At 36.9% G+C, this 16,328-nt stretch carries 15 protein-coding genes; 10 read left to right on the forward strand and 5 right to left on the reverse strand.

What is annotated here, in order from left to right:
• Both KP712_RS02160 and KP712_RS02165 read left to right on the forward strand, forming a co-directional pair.
• The gene (locus tag KP712_RS02160; RefSeq protein WP_111407343.1) at positions 1 to 471 is read left to right on the forward strand and encodes a redoxin family protein; all 471 of its coding nucleotides are present in this window, start codon (positions 1 to 3) and stop codon (positions 469 to 471) included.
• A gap of 237 nt (positions 472 to 708) precedes the next feature.
• Complete coding sequence (locus tag KP712_RS02165; RefSeq protein ID WP_165818721.1) at positions 709 to 1,626, forward strand: lysine exporter LysO family protein; 918 nt, start codon at positions 709 to 711, stop codon at positions 1,624 to 1,626.
• A gap of 237 nt (positions 1,627 to 1,863) precedes the next feature.
• On the opposite strand, the gene argS is transcribed toward KP712_RS02165, so the two are convergent.
• Positions 1,864 to 3,597: an arginine--tRNA ligase gene (gene argS, locus KP712_RS02170; RefSeq protein WP_111407344.1), complete on the reverse strand. Its 1,734-nt coding sequence runs from the start codon at positions 3,595 to 3,597 to the stop codon at positions 1,864 to 1,866.
• Between the two features lie 79 nt (positions 3,598 to 3,676).
• Here argS and KP712_RS02175 point away from each other — a divergent pair, with 79 nt between their 5' ends.
• From KP712_RS02175 to KP712_RS02185, 3 genes are read left to right on the forward strand one after another with little or no spacing between them, the layout of a single operon-like run.
• On the forward strand, positions 3,677 to 4,246 hold the full coding sequence (locus KP712_RS02175; RefSeq protein ID WP_111407345.1) for a VOC family protein: 570 nt from the start codon (positions 3,677 to 3,679) through the stop codon (positions 4,244 to 4,246).
• A gap of 4 nt (positions 4,247 to 4,250) precedes the next feature.
• Positions 4,251 to 4,547, forward strand: coding sequence for a hypothetical protein (locus KP712_RS02180; protein WP_111407346.1), 297 nt, complete (start codon positions 4,251 to 4,253; stop codon positions 4,545 to 4,547).
• A gap of 25 nt (positions 4,548 to 4,572) precedes the next feature.
• The gene (locus KP712_RS02185; protein WP_111407347.1) at positions 4,573 to 5,037 is read left to right on the forward strand and encodes a glycine zipper 2TM domain-containing protein; all 465 of its coding nucleotides are present in this window, start codon (positions 4,573 to 4,575) and stop codon (positions 5,035 to 5,037) included.
• 69 nt (positions 5,038 to 5,106) lie between these two features.
• On the opposite strand, the gene KP712_RS02190 is transcribed toward KP712_RS02185, so the two are convergent.
• The gene (locus KP712_RS02190) at positions 5,107 to 6,873 is read right to left on the reverse strand and encodes an ABC transporter ATP-binding protein/permease (protein ID WP_111407348.1); all 1,767 of its coding nucleotides are present in this window, start codon (positions 6,871 to 6,873) and stop codon (positions 5,107 to 5,109) included.
• 59 nt (positions 6,874 to 6,932) lie between these two features.
• A complete protein-coding gene (locus KP712_RS02195; RefSeq protein ID WP_215770499.1) occupies positions 6,933 to 9,170 on the reverse strand; it encodes a TonB-dependent siderophore receptor in 2,238 nt (745 codons plus the stop codon).
• Between the two features lie 181 nt (positions 9,171 to 9,351).
• Between KP712_RS02195 and truA the strand changes: the two genes are divergently transcribed.
• A complete protein-coding gene (truA, locus tag KP712_RS02200) occupies positions 9,352 to 10,149 on the forward strand; it encodes a tRNA pseudouridine(38-40) synthase TruA (RefSeq protein WP_111407350.1) in 798 nt (265 codons plus the stop codon).
• 56 nt (positions 10,150 to 10,205) lie between these two features.
• Here truA and dacB read toward each other — a convergent pair whose 3' ends face one another.
• Positions 10,206 to 11,645, reverse strand: a complete 1,440-nt coding sequence (dacB, locus tag KP712_RS02205; protein ID WP_070046994.1) for a serine-type D-Ala-D-Ala carboxypeptidase — start codon at positions 11,643 to 11,645, stop codon at positions 10,206 to 10,208.
• A 163-nt stretch (positions 11,646 to 11,808) separates the two neighbouring features.
• Here dacB and greA point away from each other — a divergent pair, with 163 nt between their 5' ends.
• Complete coding sequence (gene greA, locus KP712_RS02210; RefSeq protein ID WP_005628917.1) at positions 11,809 to 12,285, forward strand: transcription elongation factor GreA; 477 nt, start codon at positions 11,809 to 11,811, stop codon at positions 12,283 to 12,285.
• 38 nt (positions 12,286 to 12,323) lie between these two features.
• Here the strand turns inward: greA and yhbY are convergent, their stop codons facing one another.
• Positions 12,324 to 12,623, reverse strand: a complete 300-nt coding sequence (yhbY, locus tag KP712_RS02215) for a ribosome assembly RNA-binding protein YhbY (RefSeq protein ID WP_005628915.1) — start codon at positions 12,621 to 12,623, stop codon at positions 12,324 to 12,326.
• 126 nt (positions 12,624 to 12,749) lie between these two features.
• Between yhbY and rlmE the strand changes: the two genes are divergently transcribed.
• The 3 genes from rlmE (at position 12,750) to folP (ending at position 16,313) form a co-directional block, all read left to right on the forward strand.
• Entirely contained in the window at positions 12,750 to 13,379 is a 630-nt protein-coding gene (gene rlmE / locus KP712_RS02220; RefSeq protein ID WP_005637911.1) for a 23S rRNA (uridine(2552)-2'-O)-methyltransferase RlmE, read from the forward strand.
• An 89-nt stretch (positions 13,380 to 13,468) separates the two neighbouring features.
• Positions 13,469 to 15,361 carry an ATP-dependent zinc metalloprotease FtsH gene (gene ftsH, locus KP712_RS02225; RefSeq protein ID WP_111407351.1) on the forward strand — a complete coding sequence of 631 codons (1,893 nt, stop codon included), beginning with the start codon at positions 13,469 to 13,471 and terminating at the stop codon, positions 15,359 to 15,361.
• A gap of 124 nt (positions 15,362 to 15,485) precedes the next feature.
• Positions 15,486 to 16,313 (forward strand): dihydropteroate synthase, encoded by an 828-nt coding sequence (gene folP, locus KP712_RS02230; protein ID WP_111407352.1) that lies wholly within the window; start codon positions 15,486 to 15,488, stop codon positions 16,311 to 16,313.
• Positions 16,314 to 16,328: the final 15 nt, after the last annotated feature.

The raw sequence follows: 16,328 nt of genomic DNA on the forward strand, positions 1-16,328 counted from the left end.
ATGAAAAAACTACTATCAATATTTTTAATGGCATTCAGCCTAAACACTTTTGCACAAACTAATTTGGCGGATGTTCAACTCAAAGACTTAAACAATCAGCCAGTTACTTTAAGCCAATATAAAGGCAAACCTGTGTATGTAAAAATGTGGGCATCTTGGTGTCCAATTTGCTTGGCTGGCTTAGCTGAAATTGATGATTTAAGTGCGGAAAAAGATCGTGGATTTGAAGTCATAACCATTGTTTCGCCCGATCACAAAGGCGAAAAAGGCACTGCTGATTTTATTGAGTGGTACAAAGGGCTAGAATATAAAAATATTAAAGTCTTGCTAGATGAAAATGGTGATATTATTGATCGTGTTCATGTTCGAGGTTATCCGTTTAATCTATTTTTAGATGCTGATTTAAATGTGAAGAAAACTGTGCCAGGGCATTTAGGGGCAGAGCAAATTCGAGTGTTTGCTGAAAAATAACGATGACAAGCGGCTTATTTTTAAGCCGCTTTTTATATTCCATTTTTACAGAGTAAAGATACAAAGTATCTAAGATTGGCGTTTGTACATTGAGCATTTGGTAGATTGATAAAAAATATATATTATAAGCAGTATGATTTTATTGCTTGTATAAGTAATTTTTATTTTTACTGTAATATTTATTCAAATTATCTTTGAAAATTAAATAAAGTGCAGTGATCTACAAAAAGGAAAACAATGGAAGAAATTATTAACGGATTGCTTATCGTGCTTGTGCCGATGATGTTGGGTTATTTAGTCAAAATACAGAATCAAAATGCGTTGGCGTTCATTAATAAAATTGTGATGTTATTGCTTTACATCATTTTATTTATGATGGGATTTATGCTTGGGCAACTCGAGCATTTAGAACAAAAATTGCCAATTATTGGTATGACCGCTTTAGGACTATCGGCTATTATTTTGACTTGTAATATCGTAGGTTTGGCTATTTATGACTGCACTTTGCCTAAGCCTGTTAATTATTTACAGGGAGAATTGCCATCTCGTTGGCATTCGTTAATGGACTCAATTAAATTATTAAGTGCAGTGATGATCGGCGTCGTTTTAGGTTGGTTGTGCAATGATTGGTTGCATTTCCCACATGGTTCCAATCTTTACGTGCTTATTGCATTGATCTTTTTTGTCGGGATTCAGCTTCGCAATAACGGCATTTCCTTGAAAGAAGTCTTATTAAATAAGCAAGGTTTAATGATGGGGGCAATTTTTATCCTAAGTTCTTTAATTGGTGGCGTTATTTCGTCATTTTTTCTAAGTATGCCGATTACTCAAGGTTTAGCCTTTTCATCGGGATTTGGTTGGTATTCTTTATCAAGCGTCGTGCTGACAAATGCTTGGGGACCGATGCAGGGCAGTATTGCTTTTTTCAATGATTTATCGCGTGAAATATTGAGCTTATTTTTAATTCCATTGTTTATGCAACATTATCGTTCTACAGCCATTGGGATTACAGGCGCAACGGCATTAGATTGTACATTGCCTATTATTCAAAAATCAGGCGGAATTGAAGTGACGCCTATCGCCATTTCTTTTGGTATGGTGACAAATTTATTACCACCGCTGTTATTAGTCTTTTTCTCGAGTTTTCCTATTTAAAAGCTTAAAAAACTTGATTTTGATAAAAAAACCGTGACCAACTTCACAAATCTGAAAATATGTATTTGCATAACTGATCGGATTTCTTTATTCTGAAACCACTAAAAACAAGTGCTATCTTAAATAGCCGACATCTATTTTGCTTTCCGAGTAGTGCCCCATTGGGGCACTTTTTTTATTCTATAAATAAGCATAAAAAATCCCTTTCGTAAGAAAGGGATTTTAAAATTATCTAAATTACATTTTTTCTACGGTTTTAATACCGAGTAACTCTAAACCTTGTTTTAAGGTTTTTTCCGTTAATAATGCCAATTTCAAACGGCTTAATTTTACGGACTCATCTTCAGCATTTAAAATTGGGCAATATTCATAGAATGACGAGAATATGCCTGCTAGTTCGTATAAATAAGCACAAAGCACGTGTGGTGTGCCTTCTTTTCCGACAGTTTGCACTGCTTCTTCAAATTGTAGAAGTTTAATTGCAAGCGCTCTTTCTTTATCATTTTCAAGCGTTAAAGGTGCTGCTAAAAGTGCGGTCGAATTTATATCTGTTTTATTAAAGATCGAACGAATTCGGGTATAAGCATATTGCATATAAGGTGCAGTGTTACCTTCAAAGCTTAACATGTTATCCCAATCAAAAACGTAATCAGTAGTGCGGTTTTTGGAGAGATCCGCATATTTAACCGCACCAATACCGACAGCCTCAATCACGGCTTCTTTTTCATCATTAGATAAATTTGTATTTTTTTCATTAATTAATACAGTGGCACGCTCAATCGCCTCATCTAATAGATCGGCTAATTTCACCGTGCCACCGGTACGGGTTTTAAATGGTTTACCATCTTTACCAAGCATCATCCCGAAGTTTTTATGCTCTAAAGAGAAACTGTCTGGTACATAACCTGCTTTACGAGTAATTAACCAAGCTTGTTGCATATGTTGGCTTTGGCGAGTATCTGAAAAAACAAGTGCGCGATCAGCTTTTAATGTTTCATAACGGTATTTTGCTGCAGCAATATCGGTTGTAGTGTAAAGGAAACCGCCGTCTTTTTTCTGAACGATCACGCCCATTGGGTCGCCTTCTTTATTTTTGAATTCATCCAAATAAACAACCAATGCACCATCATCTTCTACAGCTAAACCTTGTTTTTTAAGATCTTCTACGATGCTTGGTAACATAGGATTATAAAGACTTTCACCCATCACATCTTTTTCGGTTAAAGTCACATTCAAGCGATCATAGTTGTGCTGATTTTGTTGCATCGTGATGTCAACTAAACGTTTCCACATCGCTCGGCAATATTCATCACCGCCTTGTAATTTCACAACATAATTACGCGCTTTTTCAGCGAAAACTTCATCTTCATCGTAGTGTTTTTTGGCTTCACGATAAAAGGCTTCAAGATCTTGCAATTCCATTTCACTCGCATGCTCGTTTTGCATTTTTTCAAGATAAGCAATAAGCATTCCGAATTGTGTTCCCCAGTCACCAACATGGTTTGCACGAATGACATTGTGACCTAAAAATTCTAGGGTTCTCACAACCGCATCACCGATGATAGTAGAGCGCAAGTGACCTACATGCATTTCTTTTGCTACGTTTGGAGATGAATAATCAATCACAACCGTTTGTTTATCCGTAGCTTGAATACCTAAATTCTTTTGGGAAAGCGCAGTTGAAACTTCAGTTGTTAGCCAAGTTGGATTTAAGAAAATATTGATAAAGCCCGGCCCTGCGATTTCTAATTTTTCTGCAATATCAGATAGTTGAGCATTATCTAAAACTTTTTGAGCAAATTCTCGTGGATTTAAACCTAATTTTTTCGCCGCAGCCATAATGCCATTGGCTTGATAATCGCCAAATTGTGGTTTTCCTGATTGACGAACAAGCGCATCGCAAGATTGATCTGCTCCAGCAAGAATCATAGCTTGTTTGATTTTGTCGGATAAAATAGATTGAATATTCACGTTTTTTCCTATGTTCAAATTGAATAATGAAAATAATCGGCTATGATACCGTTCTTTATGAGTTTCTCAAAGGGACAAAATGACAAATTTACAGGAAAAATCACCCGCACTTTTTTCTGATTTGGCGGAATTTGAAAAAAAAATTCAACAATTAGCTCAAATGATGTCAATCGATTTTTCAAATTATGAGATCGATCACCTTGCCGTGCGTGTAAATAATGAACAAAATGCAAAAAACTGGCTGACACTTTTATTGAAATACGGTAGAATTTTGTCCGATAACATTGTCAACGGACGTAAGATTTATCTAATTCAGTTAGAAAAAGCAGTGAAATTCGCTAATCAGTTCGTTGATGTTATTGAACTTCCGTTCCCTAAAAATAAGCGGTATCCCGTAGAGGGTTGGGAGCATATTGAGGTTGTAATGCCATTTTTACCGAATGAATCGATAAATGAATGGGTACAGCGTATTAATATGCGTTTTTTATGGAGCGAATTAACTCAATTAACCATTAAAGTGAGCGAGCCTAAAGTGGATGGCGAGAGATTGCCTAATCCATCTATTGCAGTAAGTTTTGTTGATAAGACATCAAATCATACTTGTATTAAGGTTCATCCTTATTCTATAAAGAAAATACTCGAGGTTTAGCAAAATGAAAAAATTATCTCTTGCATTAGCGGTTTTAGCAGCTGTAGGTTTAAGTGCTTGTTCTTCTTTCCAAAAAGATGAAAATGCTTATAAAGGTCAAATCGTTTTTAGCCAAATGGAAGGTGACAATCTTAAATTAACCATCCGTAAAAATGATTGTTCAGGTCGTCAACAAGATGGTGAGCAAGTTGTGCTTACTCACAAGTATGATTCAACCTTAGTTGTTGGTGCTTGTGTTTTAGTATCTGAGAATGGTAATACTAAAAACATTTCAACTTTTTCTCCGAGAAATCCACTTTAATTCCTTTTCAGAGGGAGCATAGCATATGAAAAAAACAAGTATGGCATTAGCACTGTTAGTTGCCTTTGGTGTAACTGGTTGTGCGAATACTGATGTTTTCAGCGGTGATGTTTATAGTGCATCTCAAGCTAAAGAAGCTCGTTCAATTACTTATGGTACGATTGTTTCTGTGCGTCCTGTTAAAATCCAAGCTGATAATCAAGGTGTAGTTGGTACACTTGGTGGCGGTGCTTTAGGTGGTATTGCAGGTAGTGCAATTGGCGGTGGTCGTGGTCAAGCTATTGCAGCAGTAGTTGGCGCCATTGGTGGTGCAGTAGCTGGAAGCAAAATCGAAGAAAAAATGAGTCAAGTAAACGGTGCTGAACTTGTAATTAAGAAAGATGATGGTCAAGAGATCGTTGTTGTTCAAAAGGCTGACAGCAGTTTTGTAGCTGGAAAACGGGTTAGAATTGTCGGTGGCGGTTCTGATCTTAACGTTTCAGTGCTATAAATTAAATTTATATAAAAAGCGAACGTTTGGTTCGCTTTTTTATTATCTAAAATATGTTAAAACAAACGATTATTCACATAATAAACATATATCTAATTTCAATTGTTTATTGTGGAATTGTTGAAGTGTACTTCTATGGCCTATACTTAAAATAATCATTTCAGGTAAATGATATCGAATTTTTCGATAGAGCAAATACTCAGTTGTTTCATCTAATGCAGATGTTGTTTCATCTAAAAATACAACATCGGGTTTAGTGAGTAAAATACGAATAAAGGCAACACGTTGTAATTCGCCGGGGGATAAAATAACTTGCCAGTCATTTATATGATCAAGGGCATGGATATATTTACCTAAGGCACAATCTTCCATTGTTTGAATTAGATCTGGATGGTTGGGATTGATATTAGGATAACAAATTGCTTCCCGTAAAGTGCCTTGTGGCATGTAAGGACGTTGTGGTAAGAATAAACTTCCAGAGCAAGGATGTTCTGCAATACCAATCGTTTCAAAAGGATAAATTCCCGCAATTGCTTTTAATAATGAAGTTTTCCCTGTGCCTGATGCGCCCTGAATTAATAGTGCATCACCATTAACTAAATTAATATTTAAATTATTAAGTAATACACGACCTTTTTCATCTTTAATACCGAAGTCTTTTAATGCGACACGATGAGAACATAGAAATGGTTGATAAAACTCTTGATTATCTAAATCATCCATTTTTTTCATAAAACCATATAAACGGTTTAAACGAGCCTGATAGAGTGTAAATTGCTCATAAAACAATCTAAAAAATGAAAGGGCAGTCATTAACCGGTTAAAAGCCTGTACAGTTTGATGCATATCACCAAGTTTAATTTGTCCAGCAAAGAAACGTGGTGCTTGTAACATTAATGGTAAGAGTTTTGCTACTCGAGTAACTCCAGAATTAAATCCATCCAATCCAAGCATTTTTAATACAATAGCCCAACGGTTATGAATTATTTGAGTAAATTTGTGTTGTAAGAATAGTTGTTCCTTTTTTTCACCATGATAAAAAGCAATGCTTTCCGCATTATCACGTACACGGATTAAAGAGTAACGATAATCCCCATTGAGTTTTTCTTTATTAAAATTTAGTTTAATTAGAGGTTTACCTATCCAGACTGACATTAAAGTTGCAAAGATAATAAAGGAATAAATAAAGAATACGACACCTTTCTCAATATTTAAACTAAATAGACTTAATACACCAGATAGTGACCATAGGATAATAGTAAATTCTATCGTTGTAAGAATAGAATTAATCATTCCACGCACAATTTGTACGGTACTAGTAATAAATTCACGAGCATCTTGTTCAATACGTTGATCAATATTATCGGGTAAATCTTGTTCGTATTTTAAACGATAGTATTTTTTATTATTTAGCCAACGTTGAATCAGTGATGAGTTTAAACTTTCAAGCCAGCGAATTTCAAATACTTGACGGAAGAAGTAATCAGTAATCGAGTGAATGACTTGAACAAGTACAAGAAGAGCATTAAGTTTAGCAAAGAACCAGAATTTTTCTATATTCATTTCTTGCATTGAGCTATATAATCCATTATAGAAGAATGAATTAAGCACACTAAATCTAACTTCCAGCAATATCATCATAAAGAGTACTAACAGCATTAAAATTAGTTTAATGCTGGTTTTTTTATTAATCGATGGTGACACGATACACCAGAATTTTTTGCCGAAAGTAGTTTGTTTTAAGGCTAACATTGTTACGCTAAAGCACAATATCACCCAAAAAAGTGCGGTTAAAATCCAGTTTAAACTATTATTAAGTTCGGTTTGCCAGTTCATTTATTATCCATAAAAGTAAAACAAAAAGGGCGAAGTATTCGCCCTTTTTGTGCGCTCAATTAAAACTCAATTTTAGTGTTGAAGATAAATTCACGTCCATAACCTAATGCAACAGGGATTAACGTGTTTGTTGCATTACCCGAGGTAGATGGATAGTAAGTTTTATCTGTTAAGTTTTTACCGTTAAGTTGGAAGGATACTTTCTTGCCAGAGATTTTGGTGTCGTAAGCAATAAAGGCATCATATACCACGGCATGAGGTAATTTGTATGCTTTTGTGTAATCACTGTTATAAGCATGCCAAGAACCTAAATAACGAGCACCACCACCAACACGGATGTTACCAAAATCAAATTCACCTACGTTATAAGCTAAGAATAGAGAAGCTTGATGTTTTGGTACACCTGAAAGTTGTTGATTTACCGCATCAGGATAAAGCTCATTTTCAAGTGATTTTACCTTGGTGTAGGTATAGTTAGCCGCTACGCTTAGACTATCCGTAATTTGACCATTAAGATCGAATTCCACACCACGAGAACGTTGTTTGCCGACGATATTCAATTGCGCATTTGAACCAGAACCAACAGTCTCAGCTACATTACGTTTACTGATATTGAATAATGCAAGTGTTGCATTGAAGCCAGAGTTTTCGTATTTTGCACCAATTTCAAAAGATTTACCTTGTTCTGGTTTTAAATCTCCGCTAACAGGTGTTGCCACACTCATTTGTGGACGGAAAGACTCAGAGTAGTTTGCAAAGGTCGCAATATGTGGCGTAAATTTATATACGGCACCTAATTGATACAATAACTTGCCATCGTGCTGATCGGTATTTCCGGTTTTTGTTAGATTTTGACCTTTTTTACAGTTTGCCGCATTTAAGCAATGACGTCCTGCAAATTGATCAAAGTACTCATAACGCAAACCACCTGTCATGATAAAGTTATCTGTAAAGTAAGCGGTATCTTGAATATAAACACCAACGGTTTTGAGATAGTTATATTGGTAGGCGTTGCCGTTACCATTTTTATGTGCCGCAACAGGGCTAGTATAGTTTGGATTATCAATATTGATATCAGAATTCATGATACCTTGGTTATAAATTGGACCAAGATCACGAATATTACGCATTGCATCAATACCAGCTACAAAGCGGTTAGCAATATCACCAATACCAAATTCACCAACGATATTTAATGTACCGCTATGAACACGTTGATCACCTTGTTGCTGTTCAATGGCTCGGCGTACATAATGCGCGCTTAATTCAGGAGAGGTAATCTCACCCTTTTTATTTTTAACTGCAGGGATAGTAACATCTGTGACGTTAATATTTGTAATACGAGCTTGATTGTAGAAATATTTGTAACGAGCATAGCTATAACCCGCATTTAATTTCCAACTATCACTTAATTTGTGCTCAATTTTAAAATCAATGTTATCGGTTTTTGCGGTTGTTTCATTATTTGGTTCATCTAAACGACGCGATACAGGAATATCTGGTAATGCATTAGTTGCTGTTAAAAGATTTGTACCACGATCAAATGGCTCAAGAATATCTTTGTGTTCATAAGAAAGAAGCACTTTAGTTTTATCATTTTCCCAAGAAAGTGACGGTGCGTAAGTCGTATTTTTCACTTTTCCAAAATTACGCCAGTAGTCCTTTTCTTGTTTGTCATAGATAAAGCGGTAAGCAAAACCATTTCCTAAACCCCCAGTGAAATCTAATTGTGTTCCCCAGAGGCTATGATTACCTAAAGTTCCACCAATGACATAACGAGGTGTTTGTTGTGGTTTTTTAGTAATGATATTGACCACGCCACCTGGATCTTGAATACCATAAAGCACAGATGCAGGACCTTTTAAAACTTCAACGGTTTCAGTTGTCGCGCTAAAGTTTTTAGCTGGGCCGGCTTGTAAACCGTTACGCATAATTGAGTTATCGCGGTTTCCACCAAAACCACGTTTTTGGATTGCATCAAACATACCTCCTAGCGTATTCGCTTGACTCACACCACTGATGTTATAAAGCGCATCAATAAGTGATTCAGATTTGCGATCTTCTAGTAGTTTGGTTGAAAGAATATTTACTGTGTTTGGCGTGTCGAATACTGGTACTTCAGCTTTTGATACGACGGATGTTCCTGTTGTTTGATAGCCATTTTGTTTAATACCTGTATCTTGAACGTTAATTTGTTCAATCGTTTCAGTACTAGCTTTATGTTGTGTTTCCGCTAACACAGAAACCGAAACTCCGGCAAAAAGTGCGGTGTAAATTAGGCTTAATTTAAATTTCATAAAATGCTTCCGTAGATTAGATATAGGTAAAAAGAGGCACGAGTATATCTAAAAGGTTAATTTATATCAATGGTAATTGTTATCATTTAATAAAAAATATGTTTATTCTTACATAATGAAATTTGCGTACCTTATAAAGTTGCGTTACCATAATTTCACTCTATCAAAAATAAGGCATAAGATGAAAATCGCATTAGGTATTGAATATCAAGGCACAAATTATTATGGCTGGCAACGTCAAGAAAATGTGCGTAGCATACAAGAACAACTTGAAAACGCGCTTTCTATTATTGCCAATGAAAAAATTGAAATTTTTTGTGCTGGGAGAACTGACTCAGGGGTGAGCGGAACAGGGCAGGTCGTACATTTTGAAACCAGTGCAGTACGCCCTGATAAAGCATGGACATTCGGGACAAATGCGAATTTACCTGATGATATTGCGGTTACTTGGGCAAAAAAAGTTGATGATGAATTTCATGCGCGTTTTTCAGCGATGGCTCGTCGATATCGCTATATTCTTTATTGTAACAAATTACGGTCTGCTATTTTACACGGAGGAATTACTCACTGTTATTTAGATCTTGATGCAGAAAAAATGCATCAAGCTGGTCAGTATTTACTAGGCGAGCATGATTTTTCCTCTTTTCGTGCCGCACAATGTCAATCAAACACGCCGTGGCGTAATGTTCATCACTTATCAGTTACTCGGATTGGGCAATATATTATTGTGGATATTCAAGCCAATGCTTTTGTGCATCATATGGTCCGTAATATTGTTGGGAGTTTGATTGAAGTTGGTGCAGGTAAAGAATCAATTGAATGGATGAAATGGCTACTAGAGCAAAAAAATCGTCAGCTTTCGGCACCAACTGCAAAACCTGATGGACTATATTTAGTAGATGTAATTTATCCTGAAAAATTTGGCATTCCTAAAAAACATTTAGGACCATTATTTTTAGGTAATGAGTATGTTAAATAATTAAAAAAACACCGCACTTTGTCATTTTAAGTGCGGTGTTTTTTTAGAAGGTTTTATTAATATTTATAGATTTCGTTGTACAAGCCACTCTCAAATTGTACTAATGGTGCTCGTTTTGTTTTGCTTTCTAAATCACCAGTTGAGTAGCCATTAATAAATTGAACAAAGGCCACTTTTTCCCCTCGAGCATTTGTCATAAATCCGGCTAGGTTATAAACCCCTTTCAAAGAACCGGTTTTAGCGATAACATTTTTTACTAATGGCGGGCTAATTAATCCACCTCGCCCACTGATCGTGCCATCTACACCGGCGATGGGGAAAGTTTCCATTAAATGTAATTTATCTTCGTTTTTGGCGATGTATTCTAAAACAGATAGCATCGTTTTAGGTGCCACAAGATTATGACGAGACAGACCCGAACCATCGGCTAAAATACTGTTGCCAAAACGAATTCCTTGTTTTTGTAATATCGACTTAATCGCTAATGTGCCTAATTGAAAGGATGCTGGGCGTTTATAGTAATTGAATGCCACAGCTCGGAACAATGAATCGGCAATTTGGTTATCCGATTTTTTCATCATTTTTTTCAATAAATCTGGTAATGGTTTTGATAAATGTTTAGCTAATAGCTGACCTTGTTGTGGTTTTTGTGGCAACATGACTTTGCCATTAAACTCAATACCTAATTGTCTTAATTGTCGTTGAATAATCGCGGCAGCATAAGCATCCGTATCTTGCACGGCAAAGCTTAACCCAAAAGGTTTAGATTGACGGGCTAAACATCCTTTTACTTGATAGCGATTATTGTCGTGTACAACAACGTCGAGCTGACAATAAGGCGCTTCATTGCTATCCGCTACATAGACTTGTCCGAACACTTGAATTGGAAATTGTGCTGGCACATTGATTTTTACTGTTTCACCTGGATTTTGATTGGCATCTAGTTCTGCGTAAAAACAGTTGTTATCAATATTCGCAGCGGATGGGGGAGAGTTGAAACACATGGTCAAATCGTTCCAAATCCAACCTAACCCTCGGTCATGACTCGAAAAAACAGAGGTATCTAATACTAAATCGCCATTAATTTTTTTGATACCTTGTTTTTTTAATTCTGCAAGTAAGCTATAAAGTTGGCCACTTGTGAGATCAGGATCGCCAGTGAAACGCACGATTAAGTGACCATCTAAATTCCCATTTTGAATTTTCCCATTACTTAAAAGAGCGGTCTCAAATTGGAATTGATCGCCTAATGCGAGTTTAGCGGCAACGGCAGTAAAAACTTTTTGTGTACTCGCAGGAAGCATAAAGGTTGAGCCATTATAATCCGCGATAATTTGGTTTTGATTTACATTTTTTGCGATGAAACCCACGCTAGAGCCTTCAGGCAATTGTTGTGTTAAATCTGAAACATTAATGTTTGCGAAGGTTGGAAGGCTAAAGCTTACGGAAAGTAAAAAGGATCCAAGTGCGGTAGAAATTGAAGATAATTTTTTCATATTAGGTTTGTTATGGTTGCTATTTTTTTTTAGACGAACAATAATAAGCCCCGAATGAAATTGAGTAAATCATTTTCTCATTTCAAGTTTATTTTTAATAATACTGCGGCAAGATTTTAGGATTTTGACGTGGTTTTTGTTTTATTTAGTAAAAGGAAAAACAATGCAACAAATTCCAATGACTGTGCGTGGCGCAGAACAATTACGTGAAGAATTGGATTTCTTAAAAAATGTACGTCGTCCAGAAATTATTAAGGCGATAGCAGAAGCCCGCGAGCACGGTGATTTAAAAGAAAATGCAGAATATCATGCGGCTCGTGAGCAACAAGGTTTTTGTGAAGGTCGTATTCAAGAGATTGAAGGTAAACTTGGTAATGCTCAAGTTATTGATGTCACAAAAATGCCAAATAATGGTAAAGTTATTTTTGGTGCAACAGTTGTGCTTGTAAATACGGATACAGATGAAGAAGTCACTTATCGCATTGTGGGCGATGATGAGGCTGATATTAAATCTGGTTTGATTTCGGTTAATTCTCCCATTGCGCGAGGTTTAATTGGTAAAGAATTAGATGATACCGTTAATATTACAACGCCTGGCGGTGTCGTTGAGTTTGATATTATTGAAGTGAATTATATTTAAATAAAAAAGTGCGGTTGAAAATAACCGCACTTTTGTTGTTATTTGCGTGGAAGCTGAATTTTTGCTTCTTCGCTTGGGCGATAAAGCACTAAAATATGCCCGATAGTTTGTACTTGTGCTGCTTTAGTTTCACGCACAATCGCATCGATAATAAGTTGTTTTGTTTCGCGATCTGCACCAGCAACTTTTACTTTAATGAGTTCGTGATGATTAAGTGCATTTTCAATTTCAGCAAGTACACCTTCGGTTAAGCCATTTCCACCAAGCATAACGACTGGGTTAAGATGGTGCGCAAGACCTTTTAAAAATTGTTTTTGTTTGGTTGATAAGGTTGTCATAAGGATTCCTAATTAAAAAGAGCGGTTGATTTTCTCAATGTTTTTCACTGATTTCAATCAGCCTCGGCTTGAATTCGGCAGATTGTAACCAAATATAAGCAAAAGTACTACCAAAAATAGAAGATTATGGGAAAGAAAAAACGTTCAGCGAGTTCTTCTCGCTGGCTAAATGAACATTTTAGTGATCAATTTGTGCAAAAAGCGCATAAGCAAAAGTTGCGTTCACGCGCTTATTTTAAGATTGATGAAATTCAACAAACGGATAAATTATTTAAACAAGGAATGACTGTGGTCGATCTTGGCGCTGCACCTGGCGGTTGGTCTCAATATGTGGTGGGACAGATTGGTGGAAAAGGTCGAGTGATTGCTTGTGATATTTTGGAAATGGATCCCATTGTAGGCGTTGATTTTCTACAAGGCGATTTCCGTGATGAAAATGTTTTGAATGCTTTATTAGCGCGCGTAGGCGAAGATAAAGTTGATGTGGTAATGTCTGATATGGCACCAAATTTTAGTGGAATGCCATCAGTGGATATTCCACGCGCGATGTATTTGGTCGAGCTTGCTTTAGATATGTGTAAACAAGTCTTGGCAACCAAAGGAAGCTTTGTTGTTAAAGTTTTCCAAGGTGAAGGCTTTGATGAATATTTAAGAGAAATTCGTTCTTTATTTAATGTGGTGAAAGTGCGTAAGCCTGAAGCATCACGCGGACGCTCTCGTGAAGTATATATTGTGGCGACAGGCTATAAAGGCTAATTGCTTTGATAGCTTTTCATCGCTAATGATGTGTAGTATCTTGTAAAAAATTTTTTAACTTAGGAAAGGTAGGTTAGACTTTGAACGATATGGTCAAAAATCTGGTGCTTTGGGTGGTAGTAGCGGTCATTATGATGACAGCATACCAGAGTTTTAATTCCTCTTCGGTAGATAATTCTACTGATTATACAACCTTTGTTTACGATGTAAGTAACGGACAAGTGACAGAAGCACGTTTTGATGCTAATGAAATTACGGTAACGAAAACGGATGGTTCTAAATATTCAACCGTAATGCCGCCACTTGAAGATAAAAAATTGCTTGATGACTTGTTAAGCAAAAAAGTGAAAGTGGAAGGTACGCCATTTGAAAAACGTGGTTTCTTATCCCAAATTTTAATTTCTTGGTTCCCAATGTTATTCCTTGTTGGTGTATGGGTATTCTTTATGCGCCAAATGCAAGGCGGTGGTGGCAAAGCGATGAGCTTTGGTAAAAGCCGCGCAAAAATGCTGAATCAAGATCAGATTAAGGTGACTTTTGCGGATGTTGCAGGTTGCGATGAAGCAAAAGAAGAAGTGGGCGAAATTGTTGATTTCTTGCGAGATCCGAATAAATTCCAAAACTTGGGCGGTAAAATTCCAAAAGGTATTCTGATGGTTGGTCCTCCAGGTACTGGTAAAACTTTACTTGCTCGTGCTATCGCAGGGGAAGCAAAAGTTCCATTCTTCACTATTTCTGGTTCTGATTTCGTAGAAATGTTTGTGGGTGTTGGCGCATCACGTGTACGTGATATGTTTGAACAGGCTAAGAAAAATGCACCTTGCTTAATCTTTATTGATGAAATCGATGCAGTAGGTCGTCAACGCGGTGCGGGTTTAGGCGGTGGACATGATGAGCGTGAACAAACCTTAAACCAAATGCTAGTTGAAATGGATGGATTTAGCGGTAATGATGGGGTAATTGTTATTGCAGCAACTAACCGTCCAGATGTGCTTGATCCAGCCTTAACTCGTCCAGGCCGTTTTGACCGACAAGTTGTTGTTGGCCTGCCAGATGTGAAAGGCCGTGAGCAAATCTTAAAAGTGCATATGCGCAAAGTGCCTGTAGCACAAGATGTTGATGCAATGACATTGGCGCGTGGTACGCCTGGCTATTCCGGTGCAGATTTAGCAAATTTAGTGAATGAGGCAGCCTTATTTGCTGCTCGAGTAAATAAACGTACGGTAACCATGCTTGAGTTTGAAAAAGCGAAAGATAAGATCAATATGGGACCAGAGCGTCGTACCATGATTATGACGGATAAACAAAAAGAGTCGACTGCTTATCATGAAGCAGGTCATGCGATTGTAGGTTATCTAGTTCCTGAGCATGATCCTGTACATAAAGTGACTATTATTCCTCGTGGTCGTGCGTTGGGTGTGACATTCTTCTTGCCTGAAGGTGATCAAATTAGTATTAGCCAAAAACAATTAGAAAGTAAGCTTTCTACCTTGTATGCGGGGCGTTTAGCAGAAGATTTGATTTATGGTGAGGAAAATATCTCAACGGGTGCATCAAATGATATTAAAGTAGCGACTAATATTGCGCGTAATATGGTGACGCAATGGGGATTCTCTGACAAATTAGGTCCAATTCTTTATACGGAAGATGAGGGCGAGGTTTTCTTAGGTCGTTCAATGGCGAAAGCAAAACATATGTCAGATGAAACGGCTCATGCTATTGATGAAGAAGTTCGTGCAATTGTAAATCGTAACTATGTGAGAGCAAGACAGATTTTGATTGATAATATGGATATTCTTCATGCGATGAAAGATGCATTAGTCAAATATGAAACCATTGAAGAAGAACAAATCAAACAATTGATGAATCGTGAACCAGTCACCCCGCCGTCTGGATGGGAAGATCACACTGGGCAAGCAGCTTATGCAAATAGCAATAATGCTCAAAGTGCGGGTGAAAATTCGGTAGATTCTAATTCCTAATCAACTCTCTAATCAACAAGGCCTTTCTTCGGAAAGGCTTTATTTTTCCCCTAATGATTTTTTTCTTGAGCGTATTCCGCTATAATCGCCCGATTAAAATTAATCTAAAAATTCACCGCACTTTATGAAACTTTACGCGAATAATAAATGTCTTGATTTAAGCGTTCCTAAGATTATGGGAATCCTTAATTTTACGCCTGATTCTTTTTCTGATAGCGGACAATTTTTTAGTTTAGATAAAGCGCTTTTTCAAGTTGAAAAAATGTTGAGAGAAGGTGCGACAATTATTGATATTGGTGGTGAATCTACGCGCCCTAATGCGGATGAAGTATCTGAACAAGAGGAATTGCATCGTGTTGTGCCTGTCGTGGAGGCGGTGCGAAGCCGTTTTGATTGTTGGATTTCTGTCGATTCGTCAAAAGCAGTTGTGATGCGTGAGGCGGCAAGTGTTGGAATGGATTTGATTAATGATATTCGTGCTTTGCAAGAGCCAAATGCGTTAGAAACGGCGGTGAAACTTGCTTTACCTGTTTGCATTATGCATATGCAAGGTCAACCTAGAACGATGCAGACAAATCCTCATTATGAAAATGTCGTGCAAGATGTATTGGCTTTTTTACAGAAACGTACTAATGAATGTCTTTCTGCTGGTGTTAAAAAAGAAAACTTAATTTGGGACATGGGATTTGGTTTTGGTAAGTCTGTACAGCATAATTATCAATTATTACAAAATCTGAATGAATTTTGTCATAGCGGATATCCAGTGTTAGCGGGATTATCTCGCAAATCAATGATTGGTGCGGTGCTTGATAAACCCGTCGATCAGAGAGTGATAGGTAGTGCGGCAGGTGCGCTTATTGCAGCGCAAAAAGGTGCAAAAATTTTACGCGTACATGATGTTGCTGCAACATCAGATATGCTCAAAGTTTGGCAGGCAACAGAAAATGCCTGATGGTTTTATAACGAT

This window comes from Haemophilus sp. SZY H68 (assembly GCF_018829685.1).
In the GTDB taxonomy this organism is placed as follows: Bacteria; Pseudomonadota; Gammaproteobacteria; order Enterobacterales; family Pasteurellaceae; genus Haemophilus; species Haemophilus haemolyticus_K.